The 25,124-nt window shown below is 65.8% G+C and carries 26 protein-coding genes and 1 pseudogene; 18 read left to right on the plus strand and 9 right to left on the minus strand.

Annotated elements, in window-relative coordinates; translation table 11 throughout:
• The 4 genes and pseudogenes from WAO18_RS00225 to WAO18_RS00240 all read left to right on the plus strand — a co-directional run.
• Positions 1–407, plus strand: a pseudogene (locus tag WAO18_RS00225) (DNA recombination/repair protein RecA); the annotation flags it as partial.
• Entirely contained in the window at positions 373–900 is a 528-nt protein-coding gene (gene recX, locus WAO18_RS00230) for a recombination regulator RecX (RefSeq protein WP_422202892.1), read from the plus strand. The pseudogene WAO18_RS00225 and the gene recX, both read left to right, overlap by 35 nt.
• Before the next feature lie 133 nt (positions 901–1,033).
• Complete coding sequence (gene miaB, locus WAO18_RS00235; RefSeq protein ID WP_422202920.1) at positions 1,034–2,464, plus strand: tRNA (N6-isopentenyl adenosine(37)-C2)-methylthiotransferase MiaB; 1,431 nt, start codon at positions 1,034–1,036, stop codon at positions 2,462–2,464.
• On the plus strand, positions 2,461–3,084 hold the full coding sequence (locus WAO18_RS00240; protein ID WP_422202893.1) for a hypothetical protein: 624 nt from the start codon (positions 2,461–2,463) through the stop codon (positions 3,082–3,084). Before miaB ends, WAO18_RS00240 begins: the two co-directional genes overlap by 4 nt.
• Here WAO18_RS00240 and WAO18_RS00245 read toward each other — a convergent pair.
• Positions 3,081–4,403, minus strand: a complete 1,323-nt coding sequence (locus tag WAO18_RS00245) for a DUF349 domain-containing protein (protein WP_422202894.1) — start codon at positions 4,401–4,403, stop codon at positions 3,081–3,083. The two genes, WAO18_RS00240 and WAO18_RS00245, sit on opposite strands and share 4 nt — an antisense overlap.
• Positions 4,404–4,891: 488 nt before the next feature.
• Between WAO18_RS00245 and WAO18_RS00250 the strand changes: the two genes are divergently transcribed.
• Genes WAO18_RS00250 through hflX form a run of 5 tightly spaced genes read left to right on the plus strand, consistent with a single transcriptional unit; the run spans position 4,892 to position 9,746 of the window.
• Complete coding sequence (locus tag WAO18_RS00250; protein WP_422202895.1) at positions 4,892–5,788, plus strand: DMT family transporter; 897 nt, start codon at positions 4,892–4,894, stop codon at positions 5,786–5,788.
• A 9-nt stretch (positions 5,789–5,797) separates the two neighbouring features.
• On the plus strand, positions 5,798–6,490 hold the full coding sequence (locus WAO18_RS00255; protein ID WP_422202896.1) for a hypothetical protein: 693 nt from the start codon (positions 5,798–5,800) through the stop codon (positions 6,488–6,490).
• Positions 6,487–7,404: a tRNA (adenosine(37)-N6)-dimethylallyltransferase MiaA gene (gene miaA, locus WAO18_RS00260; protein ID WP_422202897.1), complete on the plus strand. Its 918-nt coding sequence runs from the start codon at positions 6,487–6,489 to the stop codon at positions 7,402–7,404. Before WAO18_RS00255 ends, miaA begins: the two co-directional genes overlap by 4 nt.
• 7 nt (positions 7,405–7,411) lie before the next feature.
• Positions 7,412–8,284, plus strand: coding sequence for a diaminopimelate epimerase (gene dapF, locus WAO18_RS00265; RefSeq protein ID WP_422202922.1), 873 nt, complete (start codon positions 7,412–7,414; stop codon positions 8,282–8,284).
• Between the two features lie 46 nt (positions 8,285–8,330).
• Positions 8,331–9,746: a GTPase HflX gene (gene hflX / locus WAO18_RS00270; protein ID WP_422202898.1), complete on the plus strand. Its 1,416-nt coding sequence runs from the start codon at positions 8,331–8,333 to the stop codon at positions 9,744–9,746.
• A gap of 65 nt (positions 9,747–9,811) precedes the next feature.
• On the opposite strand, the gene WAO18_RS00275 is transcribed toward hflX, so the two are convergent.
• The gene (locus WAO18_RS00275) at positions 9,812–10,507 is read right to left on the minus strand and encodes a hypothetical protein (protein ID WP_422202900.1); all 696 of its coding nucleotides are present in this window, start codon (positions 10,505–10,507) and stop codon (positions 9,812–9,814) included.
• 265 nt (positions 10,508–10,772) lie between these two features.
• Positions 10,773–11,279, minus strand: coding sequence for a hypothetical protein (locus WAO18_RS00280; protein ID WP_422202901.1), 507 nt, complete (start codon positions 11,277–11,279; stop codon positions 10,773–10,775).
• 99 nt (positions 11,280–11,378) lie between these two features.
• Here WAO18_RS00280 and WAO18_RS00285 point away from each other — a divergent pair, with 99 nt between their 5' ends.
• The gene (locus WAO18_RS00285) at positions 11,379–12,539 is read left to right on the plus strand and encodes an acyl-CoA dehydrogenase family protein (protein WP_422202902.1); all 1,161 of its coding nucleotides are present in this window, start codon (positions 11,379–11,381) and stop codon (positions 12,537–12,539) included.
• 36 nt (positions 12,540–12,575) lie between these two features.
• On the opposite strand, the gene WAO18_RS00290 is transcribed toward WAO18_RS00285, so the two are convergent.
• On the minus strand, positions 12,576–12,710 hold the full coding sequence (locus WAO18_RS00290; protein ID WP_422202903.1) for a hypothetical protein: 135 nt from the start codon (positions 12,708–12,710) through the stop codon (positions 12,576–12,578).
• Between the two features lie 220 nt (positions 12,711–12,930).
• Here WAO18_RS00290 and WAO18_RS00295 point away from each other — a divergent pair, with 220 nt between their 5' ends.
• Positions 12,931–14,991 carry an LGFP repeat-containing protein gene (locus tag WAO18_RS00295; protein WP_422202905.1) on the plus strand — a complete coding sequence of 687 codons (2,061 nt, stop codon included), beginning with the start codon at positions 12,931–12,933 and terminating at the stop codon, positions 14,989–14,991.
• 19 nt (positions 14,992–15,010) lie between these two features.
• Here WAO18_RS00295 and lexA read toward each other — a convergent pair whose 3' ends face one another.
• Positions 15,011–15,709 carry a transcriptional repressor LexA gene (lexA, locus tag WAO18_RS00300; protein WP_422202906.1) on the minus strand — a complete coding sequence of 233 codons (699 nt, stop codon included), beginning with the start codon at positions 15,707–15,709 and terminating at the stop codon, positions 15,011–15,013.
• Positions 15,710–15,920: 211 nt separating this feature from the next.
• On the opposite strand from lexA, the gene WAO18_RS00305 reads away from it, so the two are divergent.
• The 5 genes from WAO18_RS00305 (at position 15,921) to WAO18_RS00325 (ending at position 19,153) form a co-directional block, all read left to right on the plus strand.
• Positions 15,921–16,397: a LysM peptidoglycan-binding domain-containing protein gene (locus WAO18_RS00305; protein WP_422202923.1), complete on the plus strand. Its 477-nt coding sequence runs from the start codon at positions 15,921–15,923 to the stop codon at positions 16,395–16,397.
• 108 nt (positions 16,398–16,505) lie between these two features.
• Positions 16,506–16,970, plus strand: a complete 465-nt coding sequence (gene nrdR / locus WAO18_RS00310) for a transcriptional regulator NrdR (RefSeq protein ID WP_422202907.1) — start codon at positions 16,506–16,508, stop codon at positions 16,968–16,970.
• 21 nt (positions 16,971–16,991) lie between these two features.
• On the plus strand, positions 16,992–18,200 hold the full coding sequence (locus WAO18_RS00315) for an FAD-dependent oxidoreductase (RefSeq protein WP_422202908.1): 1,209 nt from the start codon (positions 16,992–16,994) through the stop codon (positions 18,198–18,200).
• A gap of 24 nt (positions 18,201–18,224) precedes the next feature.
• On the plus strand, positions 18,225–18,713 hold the full coding sequence (locus WAO18_RS00320; RefSeq protein WP_422202909.1) for a peroxynitrite isomerase: 489 nt from the start codon (positions 18,225–18,227) through the stop codon (positions 18,711–18,713).
• Positions 18,714–18,724: 11 nt separating this feature from the next.
• Entirely contained in the window at positions 18,725–19,153 is a 429-nt protein-coding gene (locus tag WAO18_RS00325; protein ID WP_422202911.1) for a DUF1330 domain-containing protein, read from the plus strand.
• On the opposite strand, the gene WAO18_RS00330 is transcribed toward WAO18_RS00325, so the two are convergent.
• From WAO18_RS00330 to WAO18_RS00340, 3 genes are read right to left on the minus strand one after another with little or no spacing between them, the layout of a single operon-like run.
• Positions 19,102–19,791, minus strand: a complete 690-nt coding sequence (locus WAO18_RS00330; protein ID WP_422202912.1) for a PhzF family phenazine biosynthesis protein — start codon at positions 19,789–19,791, stop codon at positions 19,102–19,104. The two genes, WAO18_RS00325 and WAO18_RS00330, sit on opposite strands and share 52 nt — an antisense overlap.
• 35 nt (positions 19,792–19,826) lie before the next feature.
• Entirely contained in the window at positions 19,827–20,849 is a 1,023-nt protein-coding gene (locus WAO18_RS00335) for an alpha/beta fold hydrolase (RefSeq protein WP_422202914.1), read from the minus strand.
• Between the two features lie 34 nt (positions 20,850–20,883).
• Complete coding sequence (locus tag WAO18_RS00340; protein WP_422202916.1) at positions 20,884–21,870, minus strand: proteasome assembly chaperone family protein; 987 nt, start codon at positions 21,868–21,870, stop codon at positions 20,884–20,886.
• A 232-nt stretch (positions 21,871–22,102) separates the two neighbouring features.
• Between WAO18_RS00340 and WAO18_RS00345 the strand changes: the two genes are divergently transcribed.
• A complete protein-coding gene (locus tag WAO18_RS00345) occupies positions 22,103–22,888 on the plus strand; it encodes a trypsin-like serine peptidase (RefSeq protein ID WP_422202917.1) in 786 nt (261 codons plus the stop codon).
• On the opposite strand, the gene sthA is transcribed toward WAO18_RS00345, so the two are convergent.
• On the minus strand, positions 22,889–24,292 hold the full coding sequence (sthA, locus tag WAO18_RS00350) for a Si-specific NAD(P)(+) transhydrogenase (RefSeq protein ID WP_422202925.1): 1,404 nt from the start codon (positions 24,290–24,292) through the stop codon (positions 22,889–22,891).
• Between the two features lie 179 nt (positions 24,293–24,471).
• On the opposite strand from sthA, the gene WAO18_RS00355 reads away from it, so the two are divergent.
• A partial coding sequence (locus WAO18_RS00355) for a DUF4192 domain-containing protein (protein ID WP_422202919.1) occupies positions 24,472–25,124 on the plus strand: 653 nt, incomplete at its 3' end.

The following is a 25,124-nucleotide window of genomic DNA, read 5'->3' on the forward strand; positions in this document are numbered from 1 at the left end:
TGAAGTTCTACTCGTCGGTGCGTCTGGATGTGCGACGGATCGAGACGCTGAAGGACGGCACCGATGCGGTCGGTAACCGCACCCGGGTCAAGGTCGTCAAGAACAAGGTGTCGCCGCCGTTCAAGCAGGCCGAGTTCGTCATCCTCTACGGCCGGGGCATCAGCCGCGAAGGCTCGCTGATCGATATGGGTGTGGACCAGGGCTTCGTCCGTAAGTCCGGGTCGTGGTTCACCTACGAAGGCGAACAGCTGGGGCAGGGCAAGGAGAACGCCCGCAACTTCCTGATGGAGAACGTCGACGTGGCCAACGAGATCGAGAAGAAGATCAAGGAAAAGCTCGGTATCGGCGCGGTAGTTACGGATGACTTGGCCGATGACAGCGTCTTGCCCGCCCCCGTCGATTTCTGAGCCATCTCGCGAAGAGCAGGCGCGGGCGCTGTGCCTGCGCCTGCTCACCGCCAGGGCGCGCACCCGCGCCGAGTTGGCCGGGCAACTGACCAAGCGCGGATATCCCGATGAGGTCAGCGTGCGCGTGCTGAACCGGTTGGCCGACGTCGGGTTGATCGACGATGCCGACTTCGCCGAACAATGGGTGCATTCGCGGCTGGCGAACGCGGGAAAAGGCAAGCGCGCGTTGGCTGCTGAGCTGCACACCAAGGGTGTAGACAAAGACGTGATCACCTCGGTCCTGGGCGGTATCAACCCCGCGGCTGAACGCGGCCGCGCCGAAGAACTGGTTCGCAAGAAGCTTCGGCGCGAAAACCTCAGCGACCAAGCCGCCGATGCCCGGGTGACCCGCCGACTGGTGGGGATGCTCGCGCGCCGTGGCTTCAGCCAGGGCCTGGCCTTCGACGTGGTCAGTGTCGAGCTGGCCGGCGAGAGGGAGCGTCGGCGCGTCTAGGTCGGCCGAACGCCGCACCGTTACCCCGCCGTACCATGGCTCCGTGACTTCGACGGTGACAACGGACGCGGCGCCCGCAACGGCGCCGTCGTTGTCGCACCGAACCTACGAGGTCCGCACGTACGGATGTCAGATGAACGTGCACGACTCGGAGCGATTGGCGGGTCTGCTCGAAGCGGCGGGCTACCGGCGGGTGCTCGACGGCGACGACGCCGACGTGGTGGTCTTCAACACCTGCGCGGTCCGGGAGAACGCAGACAACAAGCTGTACGGCAACATCAGCCACCTGGCGCCGCGTAAGCGGAGCAACCCCGACATGCAGATCGCGGTGGGCGGTTGCCTGGCCCAGAAAGACAAAGACGACGTGCTGCGCAAGGCGCCGTGGGTCGACGTCGTCTTCGGCACCCACAACATCGGATCGCTGCCCGCGCTGCTCGAGCGGGCCAGGCACAACAGGGTCGCTCAGGTAGAAATCGCCGAGGCATTGCAGGAGTTTCCGTCCGCTTTGCCTGCTGCCCGCGAATCTGCCTACGCCGCTTGGGTTTCCATTTCAGTGGGATGCAACAACAGCTGTACGTTTTGCATCGTGCCGTCGTTGCGGGGCAAGGAAGTCGATCGCGCCCCGAACGACATCCTCGCCGAGGTGCGCTCGCTGGTGGATGACGGCGTACTCGAAGTCACGCTGCTGGGCCAGAACGTCAACGCATACGGGGTGTCGTTCGCCGACCCGCAGATACCGCGCAACCGCGGCGCCTTCGCCGAGTTACTGACCGAATGCGGACGCATCGACGGCCTTGAGCGGGTGCGCTTCACCTCACCGCATCCGGCTGAGTTCACCGAGGATGTCATCGAAGCGATGGCACAGTCGCCGAACGTCTGCCCGGCGCTGCACATGCCGCTGCAATCCGGGTCCGACCGGATACTGCGTGCGATGCGGCGGTCCTACCGCGCCGAGCGTTACCTCGGCATCATCGACCGGGTACGCGCCGCAATGCCGCACGCGGCAATCACCACCGACCTGATTGTCGGGTTCCCGGGCGAGACGGAGGAAGATTTCGCCGCCACGCTGGATGTCGTTCGGCAGGCCCGGTTTGCCAGCGCGTTCACCTTCCAGTACTCCAAACGCCCGGGAACTCCTGCGGCCGAGCTGGCCGATCAGCTTCCGAAAGCTGTTGTGCAGGAACGCTATGACCGACTGATTGCGCTGCAGGACAAGATTGCACTGGAAGAAAACCGCAACCTGATCGGTCGCACGGTCGAGCTGCTGGTGGCCACCGGCGAAGGTCGCAAGGACAGCAGCACCGCGCGGATGAGCGGACGCGCACGAGATGGTCGCCTGGTGCATTTCGCACCCGGCGAACAACAGGTGCGCCCGGGCGACGTCATCACGACGACGATTACCGGAGCGGCGCCGCATCACCTGATCGCCGACGGCGATGTCATCACCCACCGCCGCACCCGCGCCGGCGACGCCGCCGGGCGGCGTCCAGCTGGCGTGGGGCTGGGCATGCCGGGGATCGGGCAGCCCGCCGCGGCGGCAGAGCCGCAAGGATGCACTCAATGAGCCAGAGCCAGCCGAATCGGGGCGAATTCGACGCCTTCCGGGACGACATCGAAGCGGCTGAGCGTCGCATCGCTCGCGAAATAGAGCCGGGCACAAGGGCTTTGGTGGTCGCCATTTTGGTGTTCGTGCTGATCGGGTCGTTTGTGCTGCCGCATACCGGCGACGTGCGCGGGTGGGATGTGCTGTTCTCGACGCGGGGCGCCGGTAAGGCGGCAATAGCGCTTCCGTCACGCGTGTTCGGTTGGCTGGCTTTGGTTTTCGGCGTCGGTTTCTCGATGCTGGCGCTGCTGACTCGCCGCTGGGCGCTGGCCTGGGTGGCGTTGGCCGGTTCGGCGGTGGCCAGCGCTGCCGGGCTGCTGGCGGTGTGGTCACGCCAGACGGTAGCCTCGGGACACCCCGGTCCCGGTATCGGGCTGATCATGGCCTGGATCGCCATCATCCTGTTGACGTTCCATTGGGCGCGGGTGGTGTGGTCGCGCACGATCGTGCAGCTGGCCGCGGAGGAGCAGCGGCGTCGAGCGGCCGCGCATCTCCAAGCCCGGACCCTGCTGGAAACCCTCGACGACCCCGACCGCGCTGAGCCACCCAAACCCAACGGGAAAGCGCAGGGTTCCGGCTAACGCTTGCGGGTCAGCGCGTCTGCCGCCGCGTCAGCCCATTGCCGCCATTGTTCGGCGCTGGCTTTTGCCTCGTCGGCTTCCTTGGTGCGTCCCGCCGCCTCGGCTTTCTGGGCCTGACGCTCGAACTGTTCGGCACGCTCCCGGAACTGTTCGGCACGCGCCTGAGCCTGTGGGTCGGGGCCGGAGGGCTCGGCAGCGTCGCGCACCTTCTTCTCGACAGCGCGTAGTCGACGCTCGAGGTCAGCCGACCGCTCCCGGGGAACCTTGCCGATCGCATCCCACTTGTCGCCGATCGTGCGCAAGGCGGCCCTGGCCGCTTCGTGATTACTGGTGTCGAGCTTTTCCGCCTCCAACAGCAGCGCCTCCTTCGCGGTGGCGTTCGCCACGAATTCGGCGTCCCGCTCGGCCGTCGCGGCGTTGCGGGCCTTGAAGAAGCTGTCCTGGGCGCCCTTGAACCGGTGCCATAGGGCGTCGTCGACATCGCGGGCCGCGCGCCCGGCGGCCTTCCAGTCGACGAGCAGCTTGCGGAATTCGGCGCTGGTCGCCCCCCAATCCGTGGAGTCGACGAGTTCTTCGGCTTTGATGCAGAGCTGCTCCTTGGCCTCGCGGGCGCCGGCGCGTTCGCGATCCAAATCCGCGAAATGCGATCCGCGCCGTCGATTGAACGTCTCGCGTGCCGCCGAATAGCGCTTCCAGAGCGCATCATCGGTTTTGCGGTCCAGGCCGTTGATCGTCTTCCACTCGTCGAGGATTGTGCGCAGCCGGTCGCCGGCGACTTTCCATTGCGTCGAGTTGTTGGCGATCTCCTCGGCTTCAGCGGCCAGGGCCTCTTTGCGTGCGGTTTGGGCCGCGCGATGCTCGTCACGACGAGTGCGGTCGGCCGCGGCAGTCGCCTCGGCATGCTCGGCGATGCCGGCGAGCCGGCGGGTCAGCGCGTCGACGTCACCGAGCACGTTTGCGCTCGGCAACGTCTCGGCCAGCCCTGCGGCGGTGGCTTTGATCTTGCGTGCATCGCCGGTACCTGCGGCCAGACGCTCCTCGAGCAGCGCGATCTCGGTGCTCAGGTCGTCGAATCGTCGACCGAAATGGACGAACGCGGCCTCGGTGTCGCCGGCCTGCCACGAGCCGATGACTCGCTCACCGGCCGCGCTGATCAGCCAGACGGTTCCGTCGTCGTCGACGCGGCCGAACCGGTGCGGATCACTGTGCGGCACCGAAGCGACGGGGTGGGGGTTGGGGCGTGGGGTCGGTCTGGGTCCGGGCCGCGGTCCAGGCCGCGGAGTGGGCCGGGGTTCGTTCTGTGGCTCGTCAGGCGTCATGATCTGCCGCTACCTACCCTTCGCGCGCTTGTTGGCCGCGCACCTGCCGCGCATTGCGGCGCCGTCGACACGAGGTACTCCGGTCAGTACCTCACCAGTATTGAAGCAGCTTTGCCGCCGACAGCGGCCCGAGTTGGCAGCCCGGGCCGTGGCGCTAGCTGGAATTACCGCTCGTTCGTGAAATAATTTTTGACCCGAAGCAGGTAGATCGCGGCGTCCCGACTTGGCGCAGTGGGGCGCTGCGGCCGGTCGCCAGTGGACCTAGGCTGGTTGGGAAACTGGTCATGAACGGGCGGTGGTACTGATGCCATCGCAATGATCGCCCTGGCCCGCGGCGAGGCCGCCACCGCGGCAGTAGGCGGTGGCCAGGACGTGATTGTGCGCGGCAAAGCGGTGTCGAACGGCTAGCTGTGACGCGCGACACCGGAGTTTCATAGCGCCCGTCAGTACGGTGGCGTGGAAGAGATCGTACGAGGAAGGGATAAGCGGTGCCGAAGTCAGAGCTCGCCGTGTTGCTGGCCCTGGCTGCTGCGCTGGCATCGGCGATCGGCAACGTGGCGCGGCAGCGGTCCGCACACGAGGTCACGGATCAGCCGGTCGGCCACCTCGCGCTGTTTTTCATGTTGTGGCGCAATCGCGACTGGAGGCTCGGGGCCGTGGCGGCGGTCGCCAACTACGGTTTGCAAGCCGCCGCGCTGAGCCTCGGATCGGTGATGCTGGTGACCGGCCTGCAGGTGACGGCACTGCTGTTTGCCTTACCGATTTACTCCCGCATGACCGGGGCTCGCGTCACCAAGTGGGACTGGAGTTGGGCCGCGATATTGGCCGCCGCGCTGGCCGTTGTTGTCACCGTCGGCAATCCGGAAGCCGGACATTCACGTGCGCCGCTGCAAACCTGGCTGGTGGTGGCCGCCATCGCAGGTCCGCTGATCGGCCTATGTCTGCTGGGTGCGCGACTATGGCCGCATGGGGCGATAGGAGCTGTGCTGCTCGCCGCGGTGTCCGGTGCGTCGTTGGCGTTGTTCGCTGTGCTGGTCAAGGGCGCTGTCGATGCGGCCAAAGGCGGCATCGTGGCGGTCTTGACCGCTCCCGAGCTGTATGCCTGCATCGCGGCTGCGGTCGCCGGGATGGTGTTCCAGCAGTCGGCGTATCGCGGTGGCCCACTGAACGCCTCGATGCCGACGATGACGGTGGCCAAGCCGACGATCGGCGCGCTGCTGGGTGTTTTCGTGCTAGGGGAGACGGTGCATCCCGGCGACGAAACAGTGTTCGTCCTCGTGGTGGCGGTCGCAGTGATGGTGGTTGCGACCGCGGCGCTCGCCCGCGGTGAGGCCGCCACCGTGGAGGCCCACACCGACGCGCTCGCTGTGCAGTCGACCAGTTAGTTTGATGGCGTGCTGAGCGCCATCGCGATCATCCCGTCGGCGCCGGTGCTGGTGCCCGAGCTGGCCGGAGTCGCGGCGGACGAGGTAGCCGAGCTGCGGGCGGCCATGGTCGCTGCCGTCGCAGCATTGCCGCCGCGCTGGGTCGCGGTCGGCGTCGGCGCCTCCGATGATGTGTTCGGCCCGGAGGCGGTCGGCACTTTCGCGGGTTTCGGCGTAGACGTGGCGGCGCGGCTCTCGCCGCAGACCGGCGACCACGACCGACCCGTCGAGATGCCGGTGTGTGCGCTGATCGCCGGCTGGATCCGGGCCCACGCCCGGCCGGACGCTGCGGCGCAGGTCCGCGTCTACGACCAAGGCCGAGACACCCAGACCGCAGTGAACGTTGGCAGGCGGCTGCGTGACGAGATCGACCAGTCGAGCGAACCGACCGGAGTGCTGATTGTCGCCGACGGCGCCAACACACTGACCCCGTCCGCCCCCGGCGGTCACCACCCCGACGACGTCGACCTCCAGCGCGCGTTGGATGACGCGCTGGCCTGTGGCGACGTGACCGCGCTGACCCGGCTGCCCGCGCAGGTCCGGGGGCGGGTGGCTTTCGGCGTGCTCGCGGGCCTGGCAGGGCCGGCACCCCGGTCGACCAAGGAGCTCTACCGCGCTGCGCCCTACGGCGTCGGATACTTCGCCGGCGTCTGGCAGCCGTGAAACCGCTGGCGATCGTCGGTCCGACCGGTACCGGCAAGTCGCAGCTGGCCCTGGAGGTGGCGGAGCGGCTCGGCGGAGAGGCCGGCGCCGAAATCGTCAACGCCGACGCGATGCAGTTCTACCGCGGTATGGACATCGGCACCGCGAAATTGCCTGTCGCCCAACGCCGCGGTGTCCCGCACCACCAGCTCGACGTCCTCGATGTCACCGAGACCGCGACCGTCGCGCGGTATCAGCAGGACGCCGCCGCCGACATCGAGGCGATTGCCGCCCGCGGCAAAGTTCCGGTGCTGGTGGGCGGCTCGATGCTCTACATCCAATCCCTCCTGGACGAATGGTCGTTCCCGGCAACCGATCCTGCGGTACGGGCGAAATGGGAAAAGCGGCTTGCCGAGGTCGGCGCCGACGGCCTACACGCCGAGCTGGCCGGTCGCGACCCGGCCGCCGCCGCGTCCATCCTGGCGACCGACGGGCGGCGCATCGTGCGCGCGCTGGAGGTGGTGGAACTCACCGGCCAGCCCTTCGCCGCGTCGGCGCCCGTCATCGCCGCACCTCGCTGGGACACGGTGATCATCGGATTAGATTGCGACACAGAGCTTCTCGACCGGCGACTAGCGAAGCGCACCGACTCGATGTTCACCGAAGGGCTGGTCGACGAGGTGCTTATGCTGCTGGGTTGCGGGTTGCGCGACGGCGTGACCGCCTCCCGGGCGCTGGGCTACTCGCAGGTACTCACCGACCTCGATGCGGGCGGTGACGGCAGTGCCGCCCGCGAGCCGACGTTCATCGGTACGCGTCGCTATGTGCGACGGCAGCGATCCTGGTTCCGCCGCGACCACCGGATCCACTGGTTGGATGCGACCGCTGCCGGTAACGCGGCCGCCGCGTTACGGGCGTGGCGGCACGTATCCTGAGCAGGTGATCCGCTTCGTCAAAGGCCATGGCACCCAGAACGACTTTGTCGTGCTGGGTGACCTGGATGCCGCGCTGACGCTGACACCGGTGGTGGTGTCCGCTTTGTGCGATCGACGCCGCGGCCTTGGCGCCGACGGCGTGCTGCGAGTCACCACGACGGGGGCGGCGCTGGCCGCAGGGGTGCTCGATCGGGTGCCCGACGGCGTGCGCGCCGAGGACTGGTACATGGACTACCGCAACGCCGACGGGTCGACCGCGCAGATGTGCGGCAACGGCGTGCGGGTGTTCGCGCATTACCTGCGGGCCAGCGGCCTGGAAACCCGGGACGAGTTCGTCGTCGGATCACTGGCGGGTCCGCGGCCAGTCGTCCTGCATCACGTCGACGCCACCAACGCCGACGTCAGCGTCGACATGGGTAAGGCCAACCTGCTGGGTCCGGGGGAGGCTGTCGTCGGCGGTCGTATATTCGGCGGCCTGGCGGTCGACGTCGGCAACCCTCACCTGGCCTGTGTCGATCCGGCGCTGACCGCTGAGGCGTTGGCGGTGTTGGACGTCGCAGCGCCGGTGAGCTTCGACCACACGCAGTTCCCGGACGGCGTCAACGTCGAAGTCCTCACCGCCCCGGCCGACGGCGCGGTGAGCATGCGGGTACACGAGCGGGGAGTGGGCGAAACCCGGTCCTGCGGAACGGGAACCGTCGCCGCGGCCGCCGCCGCGCTGTCGTATGCCGGCGCGAGCAGCGGCACGTTGACCGTGCGGGTGCCCGGCGGCGACGTCGTTGTCACCGTCACTGAAGCGACCAGTTATCTGCGCGGGCCATCGGTGTTGGTGGCCCACGGCGAACTCAGCGAGGAATGGTGGCAGGAGGAGTCACGTTAAATCAGATGCATGTCGCCGCTTCGGCGTGCACGATTTGTAATTACCTATGACACATCCCGACTTTCCCGATCAAGACATCCCCAGCACGGGCGACCTGGCCCTCGACGATCGCGCTGCGCTGCGCCGCGTCGCCGGGCTGTCCACCGAACTCACCGACGTCTCCGAGGTCGAGTACCGCCAGCTGCGCCTCGAGCGGGTGGTGCTGGTCGGCGTGTGGACCGACGGCAGCGCCGCCGATGCCGACGCCAGCCTCGCCGAATTGGCGGCGCTTGCCGAGACCGCGGGCTCGGAGGTGCTCGAGGGCATGGTCCAGAGACGCAGCAAGCCCGATCCGGCGACGTACATCGGCTCCGGCAAGGCAGCCGAACTGCGTGACGTCGTGACGGCCACCGGCGCCGACACCGTGATTTGCGACGGTGAGTTGTCGCCGGCGCAGCTGACCGCGCTGGAGAAGGCCGTCAAGGTCAAGGTCATCGACCGCACGGCGCTGATTTTGGACATCTTCGCCCAGCACGCCACCAGCCGGGAAGGCAAGGCGCAGGTGGCACTGGCGCAGATGGAGTACATGCTGCCGCGGCTGCGTGGCTGGGGTGAGTCGATGTCGCGGCAGGCCGGTGGCCGTGCCGGCGGCAGTGGCGGCGGGGTGGGTCTGCGTGGACCCGGTGAGACCAAGATTGAAACCGATCGGCGTCGGATCCGTGAGCGCATGTCCAAGCTGCGTCGCGACATCAAGGCGATGAAGCAGGTGCGCGACACCCAGCGAAGCCGACGGGTGCACAGTGACATGCCGTCGATCGCCATCGTCGGCTACACCAACGCGGGCAAGTCGAGCCTGCTTAATGCACTGACAGGCGCCGGCGTGCTGGTGCAGGACGCCTTATTCGCGACCCTGGAACCCACTACTCGCCGTGGACAATTCGACGACGGGCGAGCGTTCACGGTCTCGGACACCGTCGGGTTCGTGCGGCACCTGCCGACCCAGTTGGTCGAGGCGTTCCGCTCGACACTGGAAGAGGTCGTCGACGCCGACCTGCTCGTGCACGTTGTCGACGGATCCGATGTCAACCCGCTGGCCCAGATCAGCGCGGTGCGCCAGGTGATCTCCGAAGTCTTGGCCGACCATCACAGCGGTCCGGCGCCGGAGCTGATCGTCGTCAACAAGACCGATGCCGCAGGCGATTTGGCGCTTGCCAAGCTACGACGTTCGCTGCCCGGGGCGATGTTCGTCTCCGCCCGCACCGGCGACGGCGTCGAAGCGCTACGCCGGCGAATGGCTGAGCTGGCCGCACCCACTGACACCGCGGTCGACGTGGTGATCCCGTACGACCGCGGCGATCTCGTGTCGCGCGTGCACGCCGACGGACGGGTTCAGGAAACCGAGCACATCAGCGACGGCACTCGGATCAAGGCGCGAGTACCGGCGGCGCTGGCCGCCAGCTTGCGGCAGTTCTCGGCGACCTGAAAAAGGTTCGCAGATAACAGAAAGCGCCGGAGCCCCCACTCCGGCGCTTTCTGTTGTTTCGGGTGTTACAGGCCGCCCAGGCCCAGATCGCTGAGGATGGTGGCCAGGAAGCCGCCGCCGTCCCCCAGGCCGTCGCCGAGGGCGCCCGCACCGCTGAGCAGGTCGGCAAAGTAGCCCTGCAGGTCGGTAAACCCGCTGGCGAAGTCCGCGTTGGCGATCGCCGACAGATCGGTGTCGAATGCCGACGATCCCACGGCACCGGTGAGATCAGCCAGCGTCACGCCGGCTGCCTCGGGGATCGGGGGCCCACCGGTGCTGGTGAAGATCTCGAGGATCGCGGTCTGCGACTCCGTCGCGCTGACGCCGAACAGCTGGTTGATGTGGTCCTCGCCGGACAGCACGTCCAGGAACGCGCCCTCGAAGAACCGGCTCTCCGCACCGTTGAACACGCCGCTGAACACGGGCGAGGCAGTGTTGGTGTCAAGGAGATAGTTGGCCTCAGTAGTACCGAACGCCGTCACGAACGAGTTGTACATCATTTCTTCGGATCCATTCGGCCCCAGCACGCCGTCGTACAGCGTGGTGTCGAAGCCGGTCTCCGAGCCCAAGAGGGTGTCGCCCAAGTCGACCAGCGCAACGTCGTGGTGCACGGTCGGAATGCCCTGCGCCTGGGTGAGCCCGTGGTAGGGCAGTGACCCGAAGAGTCCTGCCGCTCCGAGCGCTGCCGCGGCGATGAGCGTGCGTCTGGTTGCGGTTTGCATGGTTTCCTTTCACCGGAACTGGTGCGGGCTGGCGGGCCCGTTCCTCCCCTATAGAACACCTGAGAGTTCTCAGGTGGAATTAAGGTACCGCTTAGCGTTGTGCGAGTACAGGAAATGACAGACAAACCGCCGAACTTTTTTGACTGACGTATCGATACTGCTAGACAGGTCTTCTGAGCGAATTTCGTTGGCTCTGAGAGGCTGTGATGTCAGCAGAGATTTACTCAGCGGCTACTTAGGTAGATGTATGGTCCGGTTAACCGGATTAAGTGGCCAACTCGTAGACGTCCTCCGCGGACGCCCCGAGCATCCGCTGCGCCAGCTGAGCCTTGAGCTCGTCGAGGTGCGCCTCCTCGGCGTGATCGCGTTCGCCCTTACCCGCCAACTCGAGGAATTCGGCGGTGACAAAGCCAGGGCGCAGCAGTAGCGTCGCCGTGCGGCCGCTGATCAACACCTGAAACACGAAACTTTCCAGCAATCGCCCGCGGTCGGGTCGCGCCAGGGCGGGATCAATTGCGTAGCGGCCGTCGGTCACCGCCCGGGTGACGGCTTCGAAGCCGTCGCGCGCCCCCGGCCCCCGGAAGGGGGTGCGAATGACGACGGAGCGTCGCTGCGGTGGTTGGTTCGGGGACAGCGCCCCGAACGCCCGCTGCATCGCCTTGAACGCAGTGGCCACGCCCGCCGGGGAGTACGGCCCGGCGTAACACAGCATGTCGGTATAGGAGAACTCGAGCAGTTGCCCGAGCTCCTCCACCAGGATCGTCTCGTCCATCCGCTGACTGTAGGCCGCCGAGGCGCACCATCGGCCTACCAACCATCCGGTTGGTATATCTTTGGCGGCAGAGTTCCCAACCCCGCCGGAGGTCATCTCATGGGTAGCGCCGTCAAATATCAACGCACGCTGTTCGAGCCCGAGCACGACTTGTTCCGCGAGTCCTACCGGGCGTTCCTTGACCGTCACGTCGCGCCGTACCACGACGACTGGGAGAAGGCGAAGATCGTCGACCGGGGTGTGTGGTTGGAGGCCGGCAAGCAGGGCTTTTTGGGTATGGCGGTGCCCGAGGAGTTTGGCGGCGGCGGTGACCCCGACTTCCGCTACAACGCGATCATCACCGAGGAGACCACCGCGGGCCGGTTCAGCGGGATCGGGTTCGGGCTGCACAACGACGTCGTCGCGCCGTATCTACTGCGGTTGTGCAACGAGGAGCAGCAGCAGCGATGGTTGCCGAAATTCTGCACCGGCGAGTTGATCACCGCGATCGCCATGACCGAGCCGGGCACGGGCAGCGACTTGCAGGGGATAAAGACCCGCGCGGTCAAGCAGGGCGACCATTATGTCCTCAACGGTTCAAAGACATTCATCACCAACGGCATTAACTCGGATCTGGTGATCGTGGTGGCCCAGACCGATCCTGATAAGGGTGCGCAAGGCTTTTCCCTGCTGGCGGTGGAACGTGGTATGGAGGGATTCGAGCGTGGTCGGCACTTGGACAAGGTAGGCCTGGACGCTCAGGACACCGCAGAGCTGTCCTTCGCCGACGTCAAAGTGCCGGCAGAGAATCTGCTCGGCGAAGAGGGCATGGGTTTTGTGTATCTGATGCAGAACCTGCCGCAGGAGCGAATCTCCATCGCGATCATGGCTGCGACCGCAATGGAAACGGTGCTGGAGCAGACCTTGCAATACACCAAGGAGCGCAAGGCCTTTGGCAAGTCGGTTGGCAGTTTCCAGAACAGCCGATTCTTGCTCGCGGAGCTGGCCACCGAGGCCACCGCGGTGCGGATGATGGTCGACGAGTTCATCCGGCTGCACCTCGACGAGAAGCTGACCGCCGAGCAGGCCGCGATGGCGAAGTGGTACTCGACTGAGAAGCAGGTGTATCTGATCGACCGCTGTCTGCAGCTCCATGGTGGCTACGGCTACATGCGCGAATACCCGGTTGCGCGTGCCTATCTCGATGCGCGAGTGCAGACCATCTACGGTGGTACCACCGAGATCATGAAGGAAATCATCGGCCGCAGCCTCGGCGTCTAACAGCGGTATTTCGTTGGGGGTAAAGCAGTTTGGCTCTCAAGCGTCGGTACGGTAGCGCGTCCGCTGCGGCGACGGGCCCGACGGCGCGTTGGTCCGGTGAATGTCGACGAGGTATTCGGCCACCCATTTCGCCGCGTTAAGCGCGTCCAAATAGCAGAGCGGCGTGCTCACAAATTCAACTGCAATCGAGGCACCGCGACCTAAAACCGAACGAGCAGAATGCGACACCACCAGCCCCTGTAGTGAAGAATCCGACGTCGACGGGATATCCATTCCGTAGGGTCTTCGTATGACTTCCCACGCGTCGTCGCGCGCAGCACAATCGTGGCGGCCCGCCGGGAGGTTGAAATTGGCCCCAGGCTTGGCACTGGGCGGCCGCGGGGAGGGCGGGATGACAAGGCAGCAGGCACGATCGGGCGCCGTTGCCCGCGCCGCGCGCGGTCTGGCAGTTCTGGCCGCGGGATTTACCTGCATGGCGCTGCTGACGCCGGTCGCGGCGGCATCCCCAATCGGTGATGCCGACAACGCGATCACTGCGGCCTGGAAGGACGCCGGCGGCGACACTTCGGATCTGGGCGCCAAGCAGGGTGATTGCTACGTTGCTGGTCAGGGATTTGCCCAGGACTTCGTGCACGGCAAGATGTTCTTCACCCCGGCTACCGGCCCCAGGTTGATGATGGGCGCCATTCTGGACAAGTACGAAGCACTCGGCGGCCCGGCGGCCTCGGACCTTGGCTTTCCGACTGCCAACGAAGTACGCGGCCTGGCCGGCCCCGACAGTCGGGTCAGCACGTTCTCAGCCAGCGACAAGCCGCTGATTTACTGGACCGCCGACCATGGGGCCTTCGTGGTGCGCGGTGCGATCAACGCCGCGTGGGACAAACTGGGCAGCTCCAGCGGCGCTCTGGGCGTCCCCACCGGTGACGAAACCTTCGACGGCGAACTCGCGACTCAGGCGTTCAGCGGCGGCAAGGTGTCCTGGAACCGGCTGACCAAGGCCTTCACCACGGTTCCGCCCGACCTGGCCGGCAAGCTCACTGACCTGCAGGTACCCGTCGACCCGACGGCGGACATCAACATGGCCTGGCGCGCGGCCGGCGGGCCCTCCGGGCCGCTGGGTGCCAAACAGGGTGATCAGTACCCGGCGGGCAGCGACGGACTCGCGCAGAACTTCGCCGGGGGCAAGATCTTCTTCAGTCCCGCTACCGGCGCAAACGCCATCGAAGCCGACATTTTGAGCAAGTACGAGTCGCTGGGCGGGCCGGGCGGCGACCTCGGTTTCCCGATCTCCAACGAGACTGCCGGCGGGCTCAAATCAGCGAGCAAGATCAGCGCGTTTTCCGCCACCGACAAGCCCGTCATCTTCTGGACCCCGGACCATGGTGCATTCGTGGTGCGTGGAGCCATCAAAGCCGCGTGGGACAAACTCCTCGGGGCGACCGGCAAACTGGGCGCGCCGGTGGCCGACCAGACGGTCAACAAAGACGTCGTCACGCAGAAATTCACCGGCGGCGAGATCGCCTGGAACAAGACGAAGAACACCTTCACCACCCAGCCGGCAATCCTCGCATCGGCGCTGTCCGGTCTGCAGGTGCCAGGACAGAAGACCCCATCAGGTGCGGCGCCGTCCGGCGGCGGGATGAGTTGGCTGAGCGGGCACTGGTGGTGGTTGCTGGCCGGTGTCGCCGGGCTACTGCTGATCGGTCTTCTGGTGCCGTCGGCGCGGGTGTGGCGTCGACGCCGTGCCGTCAAACGTGAGAACAAGACCCTCCGGGTCGCGGAACCGGACGAGTCCGCTTACGAGCCACCCACCGAGTCTGTCGCGCAGTGGTCGCCGGACGACGATGCCGAACTGGCGTCGTCGAACTTGTCTGACGAGCACCGCCCGCCACGACCCCGGACTGTGCGTCTGCCCAGTCAGCCTGGCAGCCAGTGGATGCCACCGAGCCGCAAAAGCCTGGTGGACGAACTGCTCGAGGACGAGCCCGAAAGTCCAGACGAGCTATCCGGTTTCGCCGATTTCGACCGTGACGTCCACGAGGACCTCCACGAGGATCTCCACGACGACCTCCACGACGACCTCCACGAGGACCACCACCAGGATCCCGATGACGTGGACACTGCTCCGACCGGAATTCCGGTAGCCGGTGATGTCCGAGCCGGTGATGTCCGAACCGGTGATGTCCGAGCCGGACGGCACGCGGCCGCCGGCGGCGACGACGCTCAAGTCACCGAGGCCGTGCCGATACCGCGAATTGCTTCCGGGCAGTTGGCAATTCATCTACCCATGGACGACCCATATCAGGTGCCCGACGGCTACCCCGTCAAGGCCAACGCGAGCTCCGGCCTTTACTACATGCCCGCCAGTGCGCTGTACGAAGAGACAATGGCTGAAATCTGGTTCGCCAGCGAGGAAATCGCGCAGGCCAACGGGTTTCACAGGGCCGGATAGCCACTCCGGCGTCGCGGCGTCAGATCTTGCGGATTACCGTGACGACCTTGCCGAGCACGGCGGCGTCGTTGCCCGGAATGGGGTCGAACGCCGGGTTGTGCGGCATCAGCCAGACCTGACCGCCGGTGCGCTTGAACGTCTTGACGGTGGCCTCTCCGTCGATCATCGCCGCCACGATGTCACCGTTGTCGGCGACGTTCTGCTGACGGATCACCACCCAGTCGCCGTCGCAGATCGCGGCGTCGACCATAGATTCACCGACCACCTTGAGCAGGAATAACGCGCCTTCGCCGACCAATTCGCGCGGCAACGGAAAGACGTCTTCGACGGCCTCTTCGGCCAGGATCGGGCCACCGGCCGCGATGCGCCCCAGCACGGGGACGTACGTGGGTTCCGGCAGCGCGTCCGAGCCGGCGACGTCGGTGAGCACGGGCGGTTTCGAAGTGTCGTCGGCTGAACGAACATCCACTGCGCGTGGGCGATTCGGGTCGCGGCGGAGGTACCCCTTTTTCTCCAACGTGCGTAGTTGGTGAGCCACCGAGGACGTCGACGTCAGGCCGACGGCATCGCCGATCTCCCGGATGCTGGGCGGGTACCCGCGGCTGGTGACCGACGCGCGAATGACGTCCAGGATGGTGCGCTGGCGCGGGGTCAGCCCTGATTCCGAAGATCGCGAGGGGCGGTCGGATTCGGCGGCCGGGGTGTCGCTATCGCTCATATGGCCGAATGTAGCCGTATTTGGACCGGATATCAAACATGTGTTCGAGGTATGTCGCGATTTCGCCCCACGACGCCGGCGCGAACCTGTCGGTGGCGGGTTCTATCGTCTCCAGCGTGTGCAACAGTTCGATCACATGTTCGGTATTCGAACGCATTATCGATTAGTATTCGAACAAGTGATCGACTACAAGCCGACTGGAGGAACGCACATGATGCCCATCGAGACGATCTCGCCCAGCGCGCCTATTCGGGTTCGGCCGGTTCAGCTGCGTCCGGCCGCTCGTCGGGGTGGACCGAGAGGTCCTCAGCCGTCCCGGCCGATCGCAGCGCCCCCGCGATACCGGGGCACTGGGGTGTTGATGTCGACGGCGCCACACCGGCCGCGCCCGATCACCCCGACGACCACCGTCGCGCTGGCGTTGGTGGCGGCGGGGATCACGGTGTGGCTCGGTTTCGTGGCGCACTTCGGCGGCATGCTGCATGCCGGTCCCGAGAAGGCAGCAGTCCAGATGCCTGATCGGCTCGCCGTCGTTCGTGTCGAGCCAGGGGAGACGTTGCAGCGCTTGGCCGCCCGGGTGGCACCGGACGCACCGAGCAGTCAGGTTGCCGCTCGCATCCGTGAACTCAACGAGCTCGACTCGTCGGCGGTGACCGCGGGCCAGACGCTGATCGCTCCGGTGGGCTGAGCCGTTTACCAGGCGCGACATCCGGCGACGCTAGGCCGGGGGCCGGGCACGCAGGTAGGCTCGGGGTGGTTTGGGACACCCCGAAGTCAGCGCGGCGAAGGAGCGGCCATGCATTGTCCGTTCTGCCGGCACCCCGATTCCCGAGTCGTCGACTCCCGCGAAACCGACGAGGGGCAGGCCATTCGCCGCCGGCGATCGTGCCCGGAGTGCGGTCGCCGGTTCACCACCGTGGAAACCGCAGTGTTGGCGGTCGTCAAGCGCAGCGGCGTTACCGAACCGTTCAGCCGCGAGAAAGTCGTCAGTGGTGTGCGCCGGGCGTGCCAGGGCCGTCAGGTCGACGACGATGCGTTGAACCTGCTTGCCCAGCAGGTCGAGGACGCCGTACGAGCCGGGGGGTCACCGGAAGTTCCCAGTAACGAAGTCGGCCTTGCGATCCTTGGACCATTGCGAGAACTCGACGAAGTCGCGTATCTGCGATTCGCCTCCGTATACCGGTCTTTCGAGTCCGCTGAGGATTTCGAGCGCGAGATCAAGGAGCTGCGCACGCACCGCGAGGTGCCCGCTTCCGGTTGACCTGCGACGTAGTGTCGGGGCATGACGCAAGTTCTGCAAACCCAGGTTTGTGTCGCCGGTGGTGGTCCGGCGGGCATGGTGCACGCTCTGCTGTTGGCCCGCGCCGGGATCAAGGTAGCCGTATTGGAAAAGCACAATGATTTTCTGCGCGACTTCCGCGGCGACACCGTGCATCCGAGCACGTTGCGGGTCATGGACGAACTGGGGCTGATCGACGAATTTCTGCGTCTGCCGCACACCAAAGTCACGCGCCTTGCTTTCGACACCGACGGGACCCTGCGGACTTTCGGGAACTTCAGCGCACTATCGCGGCTCGGTTTCAAAGAGCCCTACATCGCGCTGATGCCGCAATGGGACTTCCTGGACTTCCTCGCCGAAAAGGCCAGCGCCTATCCCGAATTCACCTTGGTCCGCAACGCCGAGGTCACGGATCTGATCTTCGACGGGGATCGCGTGGTCGGGGCGCGCACCCCGGAACTGGACGTGCACTCCGAGCTTGTGATCGGCGCCGACGGGCGGAAATCCGCGGTGCGCGCCGCAGCAGGATTGCAGATCGGGACCTCGAATTCGCCAATAGACGTCTTGTGGTTCCGGCTGAACTGGCGTCCCGGCGATCCGCAGGAGCTTGTCGGCGTGGTTCGCAAAGGTCTGATGATGGCCATGATCTACCGGGGCGACTACTGGCAGATTGCGTATGTCATGCCCAAGGGTGAAAACCCGCGAGATGGATCGCTGGAGGCGTTCAAAGAACGGCTGGTCTCCGTGCAACCCAAGTTGGCTCAGCACGTCAATGACTTGCACTCGTGGGACGAGACCAGCCAGCTCGACGTGCGGGTGGATCGGCTGAAAACCTGGTGGCGCAAAGGCCTGCTGTGTATCGGCGATGCCGCGCATGCGATGTCGCCGGTCGGTGGGATCGGCATCAACCTCGCGGTCGCCGATGCGGTGGCCGCGGCCAACATCCTTTGTGGCCCGCTGCGTGAAAACCGGCTGAGCGAAGCTGATCTCGCCAAGGTGCAACGCCGGCGTGAGCTTCCCACCAGGATCATCCAGGCCGGTCAAGTGTTCGTTCAGAACAACGCGATCGAACCGAACCTCAACGGCGACCTGTCGCCGATCCGAGTGCCGAAGATCGTCGGCCGGGGGCCGTTACAGTTCATCCCGCCGATCATCGTCGGTCGAGGCTTTCGCCCGGAGCACGTTCGCACGCCGGACGTGCACGCCGCCTAACACGCGCCCGATTAGGCTGATCGAATGGCACCCGAGCTGCACCCCAACCTGCGCGAGCTGGCGCCGCTGCTCGGTATCTGGCAGGGGCGCGGATCCGGTGAATACCCCACCATCGAGCCCTTCGACTACCTCGAAGAAGTCACGTTTTCTCATGTGGGCAAACCATTTTTGATTTACGGCCAGAAAACCAGGGCCGCAACCGACGGAGCACCGCTGCACGCCGAGACGGGTTATCTTCGCGTGCCGCAAGCCGGTCAGGTCGAACTCGTGCTGGCGCATCCGAACGGCATCACCGAAATCGAAGTCGGTACCTACACGACCGACGGCGCCACCATCGAGGTCGAGATGACCACGACGCAGATCGGCCTGACGCCGACGGCCAAAGATGTGACTTCGCTTGGCCGGTGCATCCGGCTCGACGGAGACGCGCTGTCCTATTCCCTTCAGATGGGTGCTGTCGGACAGCCGATGCAGCATCACCTCGGCGCGGTGCTGCACCGCAAGACGACGTGAGGAGGTCGCCCGTGAACGTCGAAAACCATGTCTATCCAACGCATTCCCGCGTTGAAGAGCTGATGGCGGTTGACTCTGACAGTCCCGTCGTGATGCTCAACCTACTGAAGTTCCGCGCGAAGGCAGATTACTCAGACGGCCGCGACAGCGATTTGACCGGCCGTCAGGCATACGACCTCTACGGTGCGGCGATGCAGAAGGTGATCGAAGAGCACGGGGGACAGGTGCTGTTCGGCGGCGATATCGCATCGCTGGTGATCGGCGAAGTCGACGATATCTGGGATACCTGCGTTCTGGTCCAATATCCTTCCGCGGCAGCGTTTGCCACGATCGTCACGTCACCGGAGGTGACGGAGATCGGCGTGCACCGGGCCGCCGGGCTCGATGGTCAGCTGTTGATCCGCCTCACTCCGTCGTTGACGACGCGACCGCCAACCTGAACCCAACCCTGCGGGCTCCAGGTTGTTTCCATCACCGATCCCTTGCCCTGGGTGATGCTCAAGTCACGGCTGAGGTAGTCGGTCATCCGCACGGCAGCAGATCCAGTCGCTTCGTCCTCCGGCACGCCCAGATTGGCGGCGAAAAATCTGGACCGCAGGGATCCGGCCGACTCATCGATCCACGCCCACAGGTAGTGCGCGACGTCGTCGGGAAAGTCGGCTGGGTCGGCGGTGGCGAGCTCGTCAAGATTCGGCAGATCGTGGATGGCGAACTCGGGCGCCCATTCCGAGCGGGCGCTGATGGTGGTGACGTCGTCTTCGTAGTGCACCTGCACCACTCCGGCCGGCACCTGCAGCGTGTGAATCGGCGCACCGATGGATCGCAGCCACCACGACGCTCCGACCGTCGGATGACCGGCAAACGGCAGCTCGATGAGCGGGGTATAAATGCGTGCATCGGCAGTGGCTGAACCCGCCGTAGGCAGATCGACGAAAACTGTTTCGCTGTAACCCAATTCGGCTGCGATAGCCTGGTGTTGATCAGGCTCGACGGTGACGGCATCGACCACACCGAGCGGATTACCGAAAGTGCCGCCCGCGTCGGTGAAAACTCGCAAGACGGTGACGTCGATACTCATGGAGCCGACTGTACGGCGTCATCTCGACGCGGCGATCAGGTGGCGCTGCGCTCGTCCGACCCCATCGCCTCCAACACCGCGGCACGGGTGTCGACCGGCCCGGAGACCGTTTGCGCGCCGCCGCCGGTGCGGAGCAGTTCGCGAAGAGCGGTTTGGTCGTAATCGGCCGGCTGGGTGGTGTCGATGAAGCGTTCGACAACCTCGATGAAGCGGTCGGGGTCGTCGTGGAACGGGAAATGACCGGAGCGCTCGAAAATCTCCAACTGCGAGCCCGGCATGGCGGCGTGTGCCATCCGGGCGTGGCTGACGGGGACGACGACATCGTGGGTGCCCCAAATGATCTGCACCGGAACGGATTGCGTCAGATAACATCGATCCAGCATGGTGACGCTCTGGCCGCGCCAGTCCACGACGGCGCGCAGTGTCCGGGTGAACGCCGCCGAGGCCAACGGTTCCGGCAGGCCGGCCAGTACCCGCAACACGTCGGGCAGATCGTGGCCGATCGCGGTGGAGCCCAACACCATCCCTGCTGCACGCCCGAGGATCTGTAATGCGGGCAGCACCAACGGCAGTCGCAGCAACGCCAGCGCCTCACTGCCCATCGGCAACGAGGCCAGCCGGAGCAGGATGTTCACATCTTTGGTGACGCCGCCCGCGCCGACCAATACGAGACGCTCGACCAGATGCGGGAACTGGTAGGCGAATTGCATGGCCACACCACCGCCGAGTGAATGGCCGACCACCGTGGCTCGTTCGATGTCGAGGACGGAAAGCAGGTCGCGCATTCCGTTGGCGTAGGCGGCAGTCGAGTAGTCGGCCCGCGGCTTGTCCGACTGCCCGTGGCCCAGTAGATCGACCGCGATGACCGTGAACCGTTGCGCGAGTTTGGATTGCACGGTCGCCCAGGTTGTCGAATTGTCGCCGATTCCGTGGATGAGCAGGATCACCGGGCCGGAGCCGGCGATCCGGAACGCGCGTCGATAGCCGTGGACGGTCCGAAACTGCAGCTGTGGCGTGACCTCTCGCACCGAGCGAAGGTTGGGCTTGCGCTGCGTCATTTCGCCAACTTCGCTGTCGGGCCCGGGAGGGCGATCAGGTCGGATCGTCGTCGTCTAACTTCTTGTCGGCCTGCTGCGCCAGGAACCGCTCGAACTCCGCGCCGAGTTCGTCCCCGCTAGGTAGATCCTCATCCCGCGTCAGAAGCGACCGATTCTCCTGCGCAGCAATGAAGGCATCGTACTGGCGCTCCAGTGCTGTCACCACTTGAGCCACTTCTGCGCTGGCCTCGACCTGCTCATCGACCTTGACCTTGACGTCCGCTGCCGCCTCGGTCAGCGCGTTCAACGGCAGTTGCAGCGAACCGGTTTTGGACAGCTGCTCCAACAGGGCCTGCGCCGCGGCCGGATAGTCCGTCTGGGCCAGGTAGTGCGGGACGTGAACAGTGAAACCAACCACCTCGTGGCCGTGCTGGGCCATCCGGAATTCCAACAGGTTCGACGCACTGCCGGGCACCTGCACCTCCGAAATCCAGGGCGTGAAATCGGCGATCAGCTCGCGGTTGTTGGAGTGTGCGGTCAGCGTGACCGGTCGGGTGTGCGGAACCGCCATCGGGATGGTGCCCAGGCCGATCGTTTGCCGGACGCCGAGACGCTCCGCCAACAATCGCACAGCGGTGATGAACCGCTCCCACTTCAGATCCGGCTCCATACCGGCCAGCAACAGAAAAGGCGTTCCGACGCTGTCGTGCATGGCGTAGAGGCTGAGCTCGGGATCGTCGTAATGGGTGAAGTGATCGGTCTTGAACGTCATCAGCGGCCGGCGCGACCGGTAGTCGAGCAAATCGTCGATCGCGAAGGACGCCACCAACTCGGTATTCAGCGTCTCTTTGAGATGGCCGGCGGCCAGCCGGATCGCATGACCGGCATCGGAGAAACCCTCCAGGGCGTGCACCAAGACCGGGCCGCGCCCATCAGACGACGACAACTGCGGCGCCGGGAACTCAAGCTCGTACATGCCGTTCTGCTCGGGCTGGTAACGCTGACCCCGATCAGGTGTGTCGGGGGGCTCGTTGTGGCCCATCGCTGTTGCCTCCTCGCCGGGTCGCGGTATGTGCCGCGCCGTCACAGACAGTGTCCCTCAGATCGGTGGCCAGTGGACACTGGACCCGCTGCGGGCTCTGGAGCTGATATCCGGGAAACGCGACCGGGACTGGCCGCATTCCTGGCGGATACCCCGTCATCGCACGCCGAATTAGCCGCGATGCATCGCGCTTTTCGGCCTCTGCCCGCTATATCGGGCATGATCGACGGCGATGCGCAATCTGCCGGCACTGGCGGCCCTGGCCATAACTTTGGTCAGCTGTGGACATCAGGCCCGATCCGCAGCCGTCAGCAGCAAACCCGAACAGGCCGCCTCGAGCGCCCCGAACCGGGTTGTCGCCGCGCCAGTCGATCCCGACCCGCGGGTGGGCGCGTTGTTCCTCTCCGGCAGCGATCTGCACGCCTGTACCGGCTCGGTGCTGCATTCGGCGACGGGGGATCTGGTGCTGACCGCCGCGCATTGCCTGAGCGCCGGTGGCCCGGCACGATTCGTTCCCGGCTTTGCCCGCGCAGCCACACCCGACGATCAGTGGACGGTGGATGCGCTGTATCTGGATCCGAGATGGTTGGCCAACAAGGATCCGCTGGCCGACTATGCGATCGTGCGGGTGAGCCGCCCCGCCGGCGGATCGGTCGAAGCTCTGGTCGGCTCAGCGCTGTCACTGGGCACCGAACCGGCGCGGGGTAGCGCGATCACCGTGGTCGGCTATCCGGCGGGCGTCGGCGGCCTGCCCATCGGCTGCGAGGCCCGCACCGACGTCAGTGACGGCGGTTATCCCGTGCTGGCGTGCGCGGGCCTGGTCGACGGCACCAGCGGCGCACCCTGGATCAGCGGGTCGACCGTCACCGGGGTGATCGGGGGTCTGCACGGTGGCGGATGCGCGGAGAATCTGTCCTACTCGTCACCGTTCGACGACCACATCTCCCAGCTGTTCGCGCGGGCGCAGGCCGGCGGCCCGGGGGATGCGCCGCCGAGTTCTTTCGACGACGAGTGCTAGCTAGTCGAATTGGCTCAGGGCGCGCACCTTGTTCATCACGTCCAGCGCGGCGACCTTGTACGCCTCGGAGAACGTCGGGTAGTTGAATACCGCGTCGACCAGATACTCGACCGTGCCGTCGCAGCCCATCACCGCTTGGCCGATGTGCACCATCTCCGTGGCATTGCTGCCGAAGATGTGCACGCCTAGCAGTTTCAGATCGTCGGTGGAGACCAGCAGCTTCAGCATCCCGTACGAGTCGCCGGCGATCTGGCCGCGAGCCAGCTCGCGGTACCGGGCCAGGCCAACCTCGTAGGGCACGGACTGCTTGGTCAGATCGACCTCGGTCGCTCCGACGTAGGAGATTTCCGGGATCGAGTAAATGCCGATCGGCTGCAGGGCGGTCAGGCCGTGCACGGGCTCGCCGAACGCGTGGCAGGACGCCACCCGGCCCTGGTCCATCGAGGTCGACGCCAGCGCGGGGAAGCCGATGACGTCGCCGACGGCGTAAATGTGATCGACCTTGGTCCGGAAGGCCTCGTCGACGAAGATGCGCCCACGGGCGTCGGCTTCCAGGCCGGCGTTCTCCAGCTCGAGGTTCTCGGTCTGGCCCTGCCGGCCCGCGGAGTACATCACCGTCTCGGCGGGGATCTTCTTGCCGCTGGCCAGGCTGGTGACTGTGCCCGACGCGCCGACCTGTACGCGGGTCACCTCTTCGCCGAAGCGGAACGTGACCGCCAGGTCGCGCAGGTGGAAACGCAAGGCCTCGATGATCTCGGGATCGCAGAAATCCAGCATGTCCTGCCGCTTTTCGACGATGGTCACCTTGGTGCCCAGCGCGGCGAACATGGATGCGTACTCGACGCCGATCACCCCGGCGCCGACCACCACCATCGATGTCGGGATCGACTTGAGATCGAGGATGCCGTCCGAATCGAGCACCCTTTGCTCGTCGAACTCCACCCCCTCGGGGCGGGCCGGTTTGGTGCCGGTGGCGATCACGATGTATTCGCCGCTGACCGTGGTGCGCTCGCCGCGGGAGCGGTCGTCGACGAGCAGGGTGTGTTCGTCGCGGAACCGGGCCTCGCCCGGGATGAGATCAACTCGGTTGCGCATCAACTGATTTCGCACCACATCGGCCTGCTTGCCGATGACGTGCTGGGTTCGCGACAACAGGTCCGCCGGGGTGATCTTGTCCTTGACCCGGTAGCTGGCGCCGTAGAGCTCGCGCTGATTCATGCCGGTCAGGTAGAGCACCGCTTCGCGCAGCGTCTTCGACGGGATGGTGCCGGTGTTGACGCACACCCCGCCGAGCATCGGACGCTGTTCGATAACGGCCACCGTTCTGCCCAGTTTGGCCGCCGCGATCGCGGCCTTCTGACCGCCCGGACCTGATCCGATGACGACCATGTCGTACTCGAGTATCGAACCCATGAGTAGACACATACGCCCGTTGCGTTGCGCGTGCACGTCGAATCCGGCTACATGGATGTGAACACTGCGGTTGCGCGCGCTGTCCACAGCTGCGGCTTCACCCACAGCAGGCCGGTCGCGCGGAGGCGGCCGCCGGCGAACTGACGGTGCCAGTTGCCAGCGTCGTCGCCATGACCAAGCAGCGACGCGACTTTGAATTGAATCGACCCGGCGCGGTGATCGCCGCGCTCCCAGCCGTATTGGGCTTTGTGCCGGAGAAATCGTTGGTACTTTTATCGATCGACGGGGGCGAACTCGGGTCGGTGATGCGGGTCGACCTGTCCGACGCTCTCGCCGAGCAGATCGCCCATCTCGCCGAGGTTGCTGCGGCCGCCTCGCCCGAAGCCGCCATAGCGGTGATCGTCGACGAGGACGGCGCGGGCTGCCCGATGTGTAACGAGCAATACCGCGACCTGTGCTCGACGCTGACCGGCGAACTGTCCCGTCACGACATCGCTCTGTGGGCCGCGCATGTTGTGGACCGGGTGGCTGCCGGTGGCCGTTGGCACTGCGTGGACGGTTGCGGTGCGGGCGGCGTCGTCGACGATCCCGGCGCGTCGCCGCTGGCGGTGGCGGCGGTGCTGGACGGCCGACGGCTGTACGGCCGCCGCGAAGAGCTTGCGCGGGTCGTCGCGCCTACCGACACGGCCGCGAGCGACGCCCTGGCCGAGGTGATCGCCGGTTACGCCGACGCGGAGGTCGACTTGGCGAGCGCCATCGAGGAAGCCATGACAGCGGCGGCGCGGGCGGCAACCGGACGAGAGCTGTCGGAGGCCGTGATGGC

The sequence above is a fragment of the Mycobacterium sp. genome (assembly GCF_049278535.1).
Lineage (GTDB): Bacteria > Actinomycetota > Actinomycetes > Mycobacteriales > Mycobacteriaceae > Mycobacterium.

Coding starts and splice junctions, on each gene's coding strand:
- recX (WP_422202892.1), top strand. CDS start 373: ATGACAGCGTCTTGCCCGCCCCCGTCGATTTCTGAGCCATCTCGCGAA.
- miaB (WP_422202920.1), top strand. CDS start 1,034: ATGAACGTGCACGACTCGGAGCGATTGGCGGGTCTGCTCGAAGCGGCG.
- WAO18_RS00240 (WP_422202893.1), top strand. CDS start 2,461: ATGAGCCAGAGCCAGCCGAATCGGGGCGAATTCGACGCCTTCCGGGAC.
- WAO18_RS00245 (WP_422202894.1), bottom strand. CDS start 4,403: ATGACGCCTGACGAGCCACAGAACGAACCCCGGCCCACTCCGCGGCCT.
- hflX (WP_422202898.1), top strand. CDS start 8,331: ATGACACATCCCGACTTTCCCGATCAAGACATCCCCAGCACGGGCGAC.
- WAO18_RS00275 (WP_422202900.1), bottom strand. CDS start 10,507: ATGCAAACCGCAACCAGACGCACGCTCATCGCCGCGGCAGCGCTCGGA.
- WAO18_RS00280 (WP_422202901.1), bottom strand. CDS start 11,279: ATGGACGAGACGATCCTGGTGGAGGAGCTCGGGCAACTGCTCGAGTTC.
- WAO18_RS00285 (WP_422202902.1), top strand. CDS start 11,379: ATGGGTAGCGCCGTCAAATATCAACGCACGCTGTTCGAGCCCGAGCAC.
- WAO18_RS00295 (WP_422202905.1), top strand. CDS start 12,931: ATGACAAGGCAGCAGGCACGATCGGGCGCCGTTGCCCGCGCCGCGCGC.
- lexA (WP_422202906.1), bottom strand. CDS start 15,709: ATGAGCGATAGCGACACCCCGGCCGCCGAATCCGACCGCCCCTCGCGA.
- WAO18_RS00305 (WP_422202923.1), top strand. CDS start 15,921: ATGATGCCCATCGAGACGATCTCGCCCAGCGCGCCTATTCGGGTTCGG.
- nrdR (WP_422202907.1), top strand. CDS start 16,506: ATGCATTGTCCGTTCTGCCGGCACCCCGATTCCCGAGTCGTCGACTCC.
- WAO18_RS00315 (WP_422202908.1), top strand. CDS start 16,992: ATGACGCAAGTTCTGCAAACCCAGGTTTGTGTCGCCGGTGGTGGTCCG.
- WAO18_RS00320 (WP_422202909.1), top strand. CDS start 18,225: ATGGCACCCGAGCTGCACCCCAACCTGCGCGAGCTGGCGCCGCTGCTC.
- WAO18_RS00330 (WP_422202912.1), bottom strand. CDS start 19,791: ATGAGTATCGACGTCACCGTCTTGCGAGTTTTCACCGACGCGGGCGGC.
- WAO18_RS00335 (WP_422202914.1), bottom strand. CDS start 20,849: ATGACGCAGCGCAAGCCCAACCTTCGCTCGGTGCGAGAGGTCACGCCA.
- WAO18_RS00340 (WP_422202916.1), bottom strand. CDS start 21,870: ATGGGCCACAACGAGCCCCCCGACACACCTGATCGGGGTCAGCGTTAC.
- WAO18_RS00345 (WP_422202917.1), top strand. CDS start 22,103: ATGCGCAATCTGCCGGCACTGGCGGCCCTGGCCATAACTTTGGTCAGC.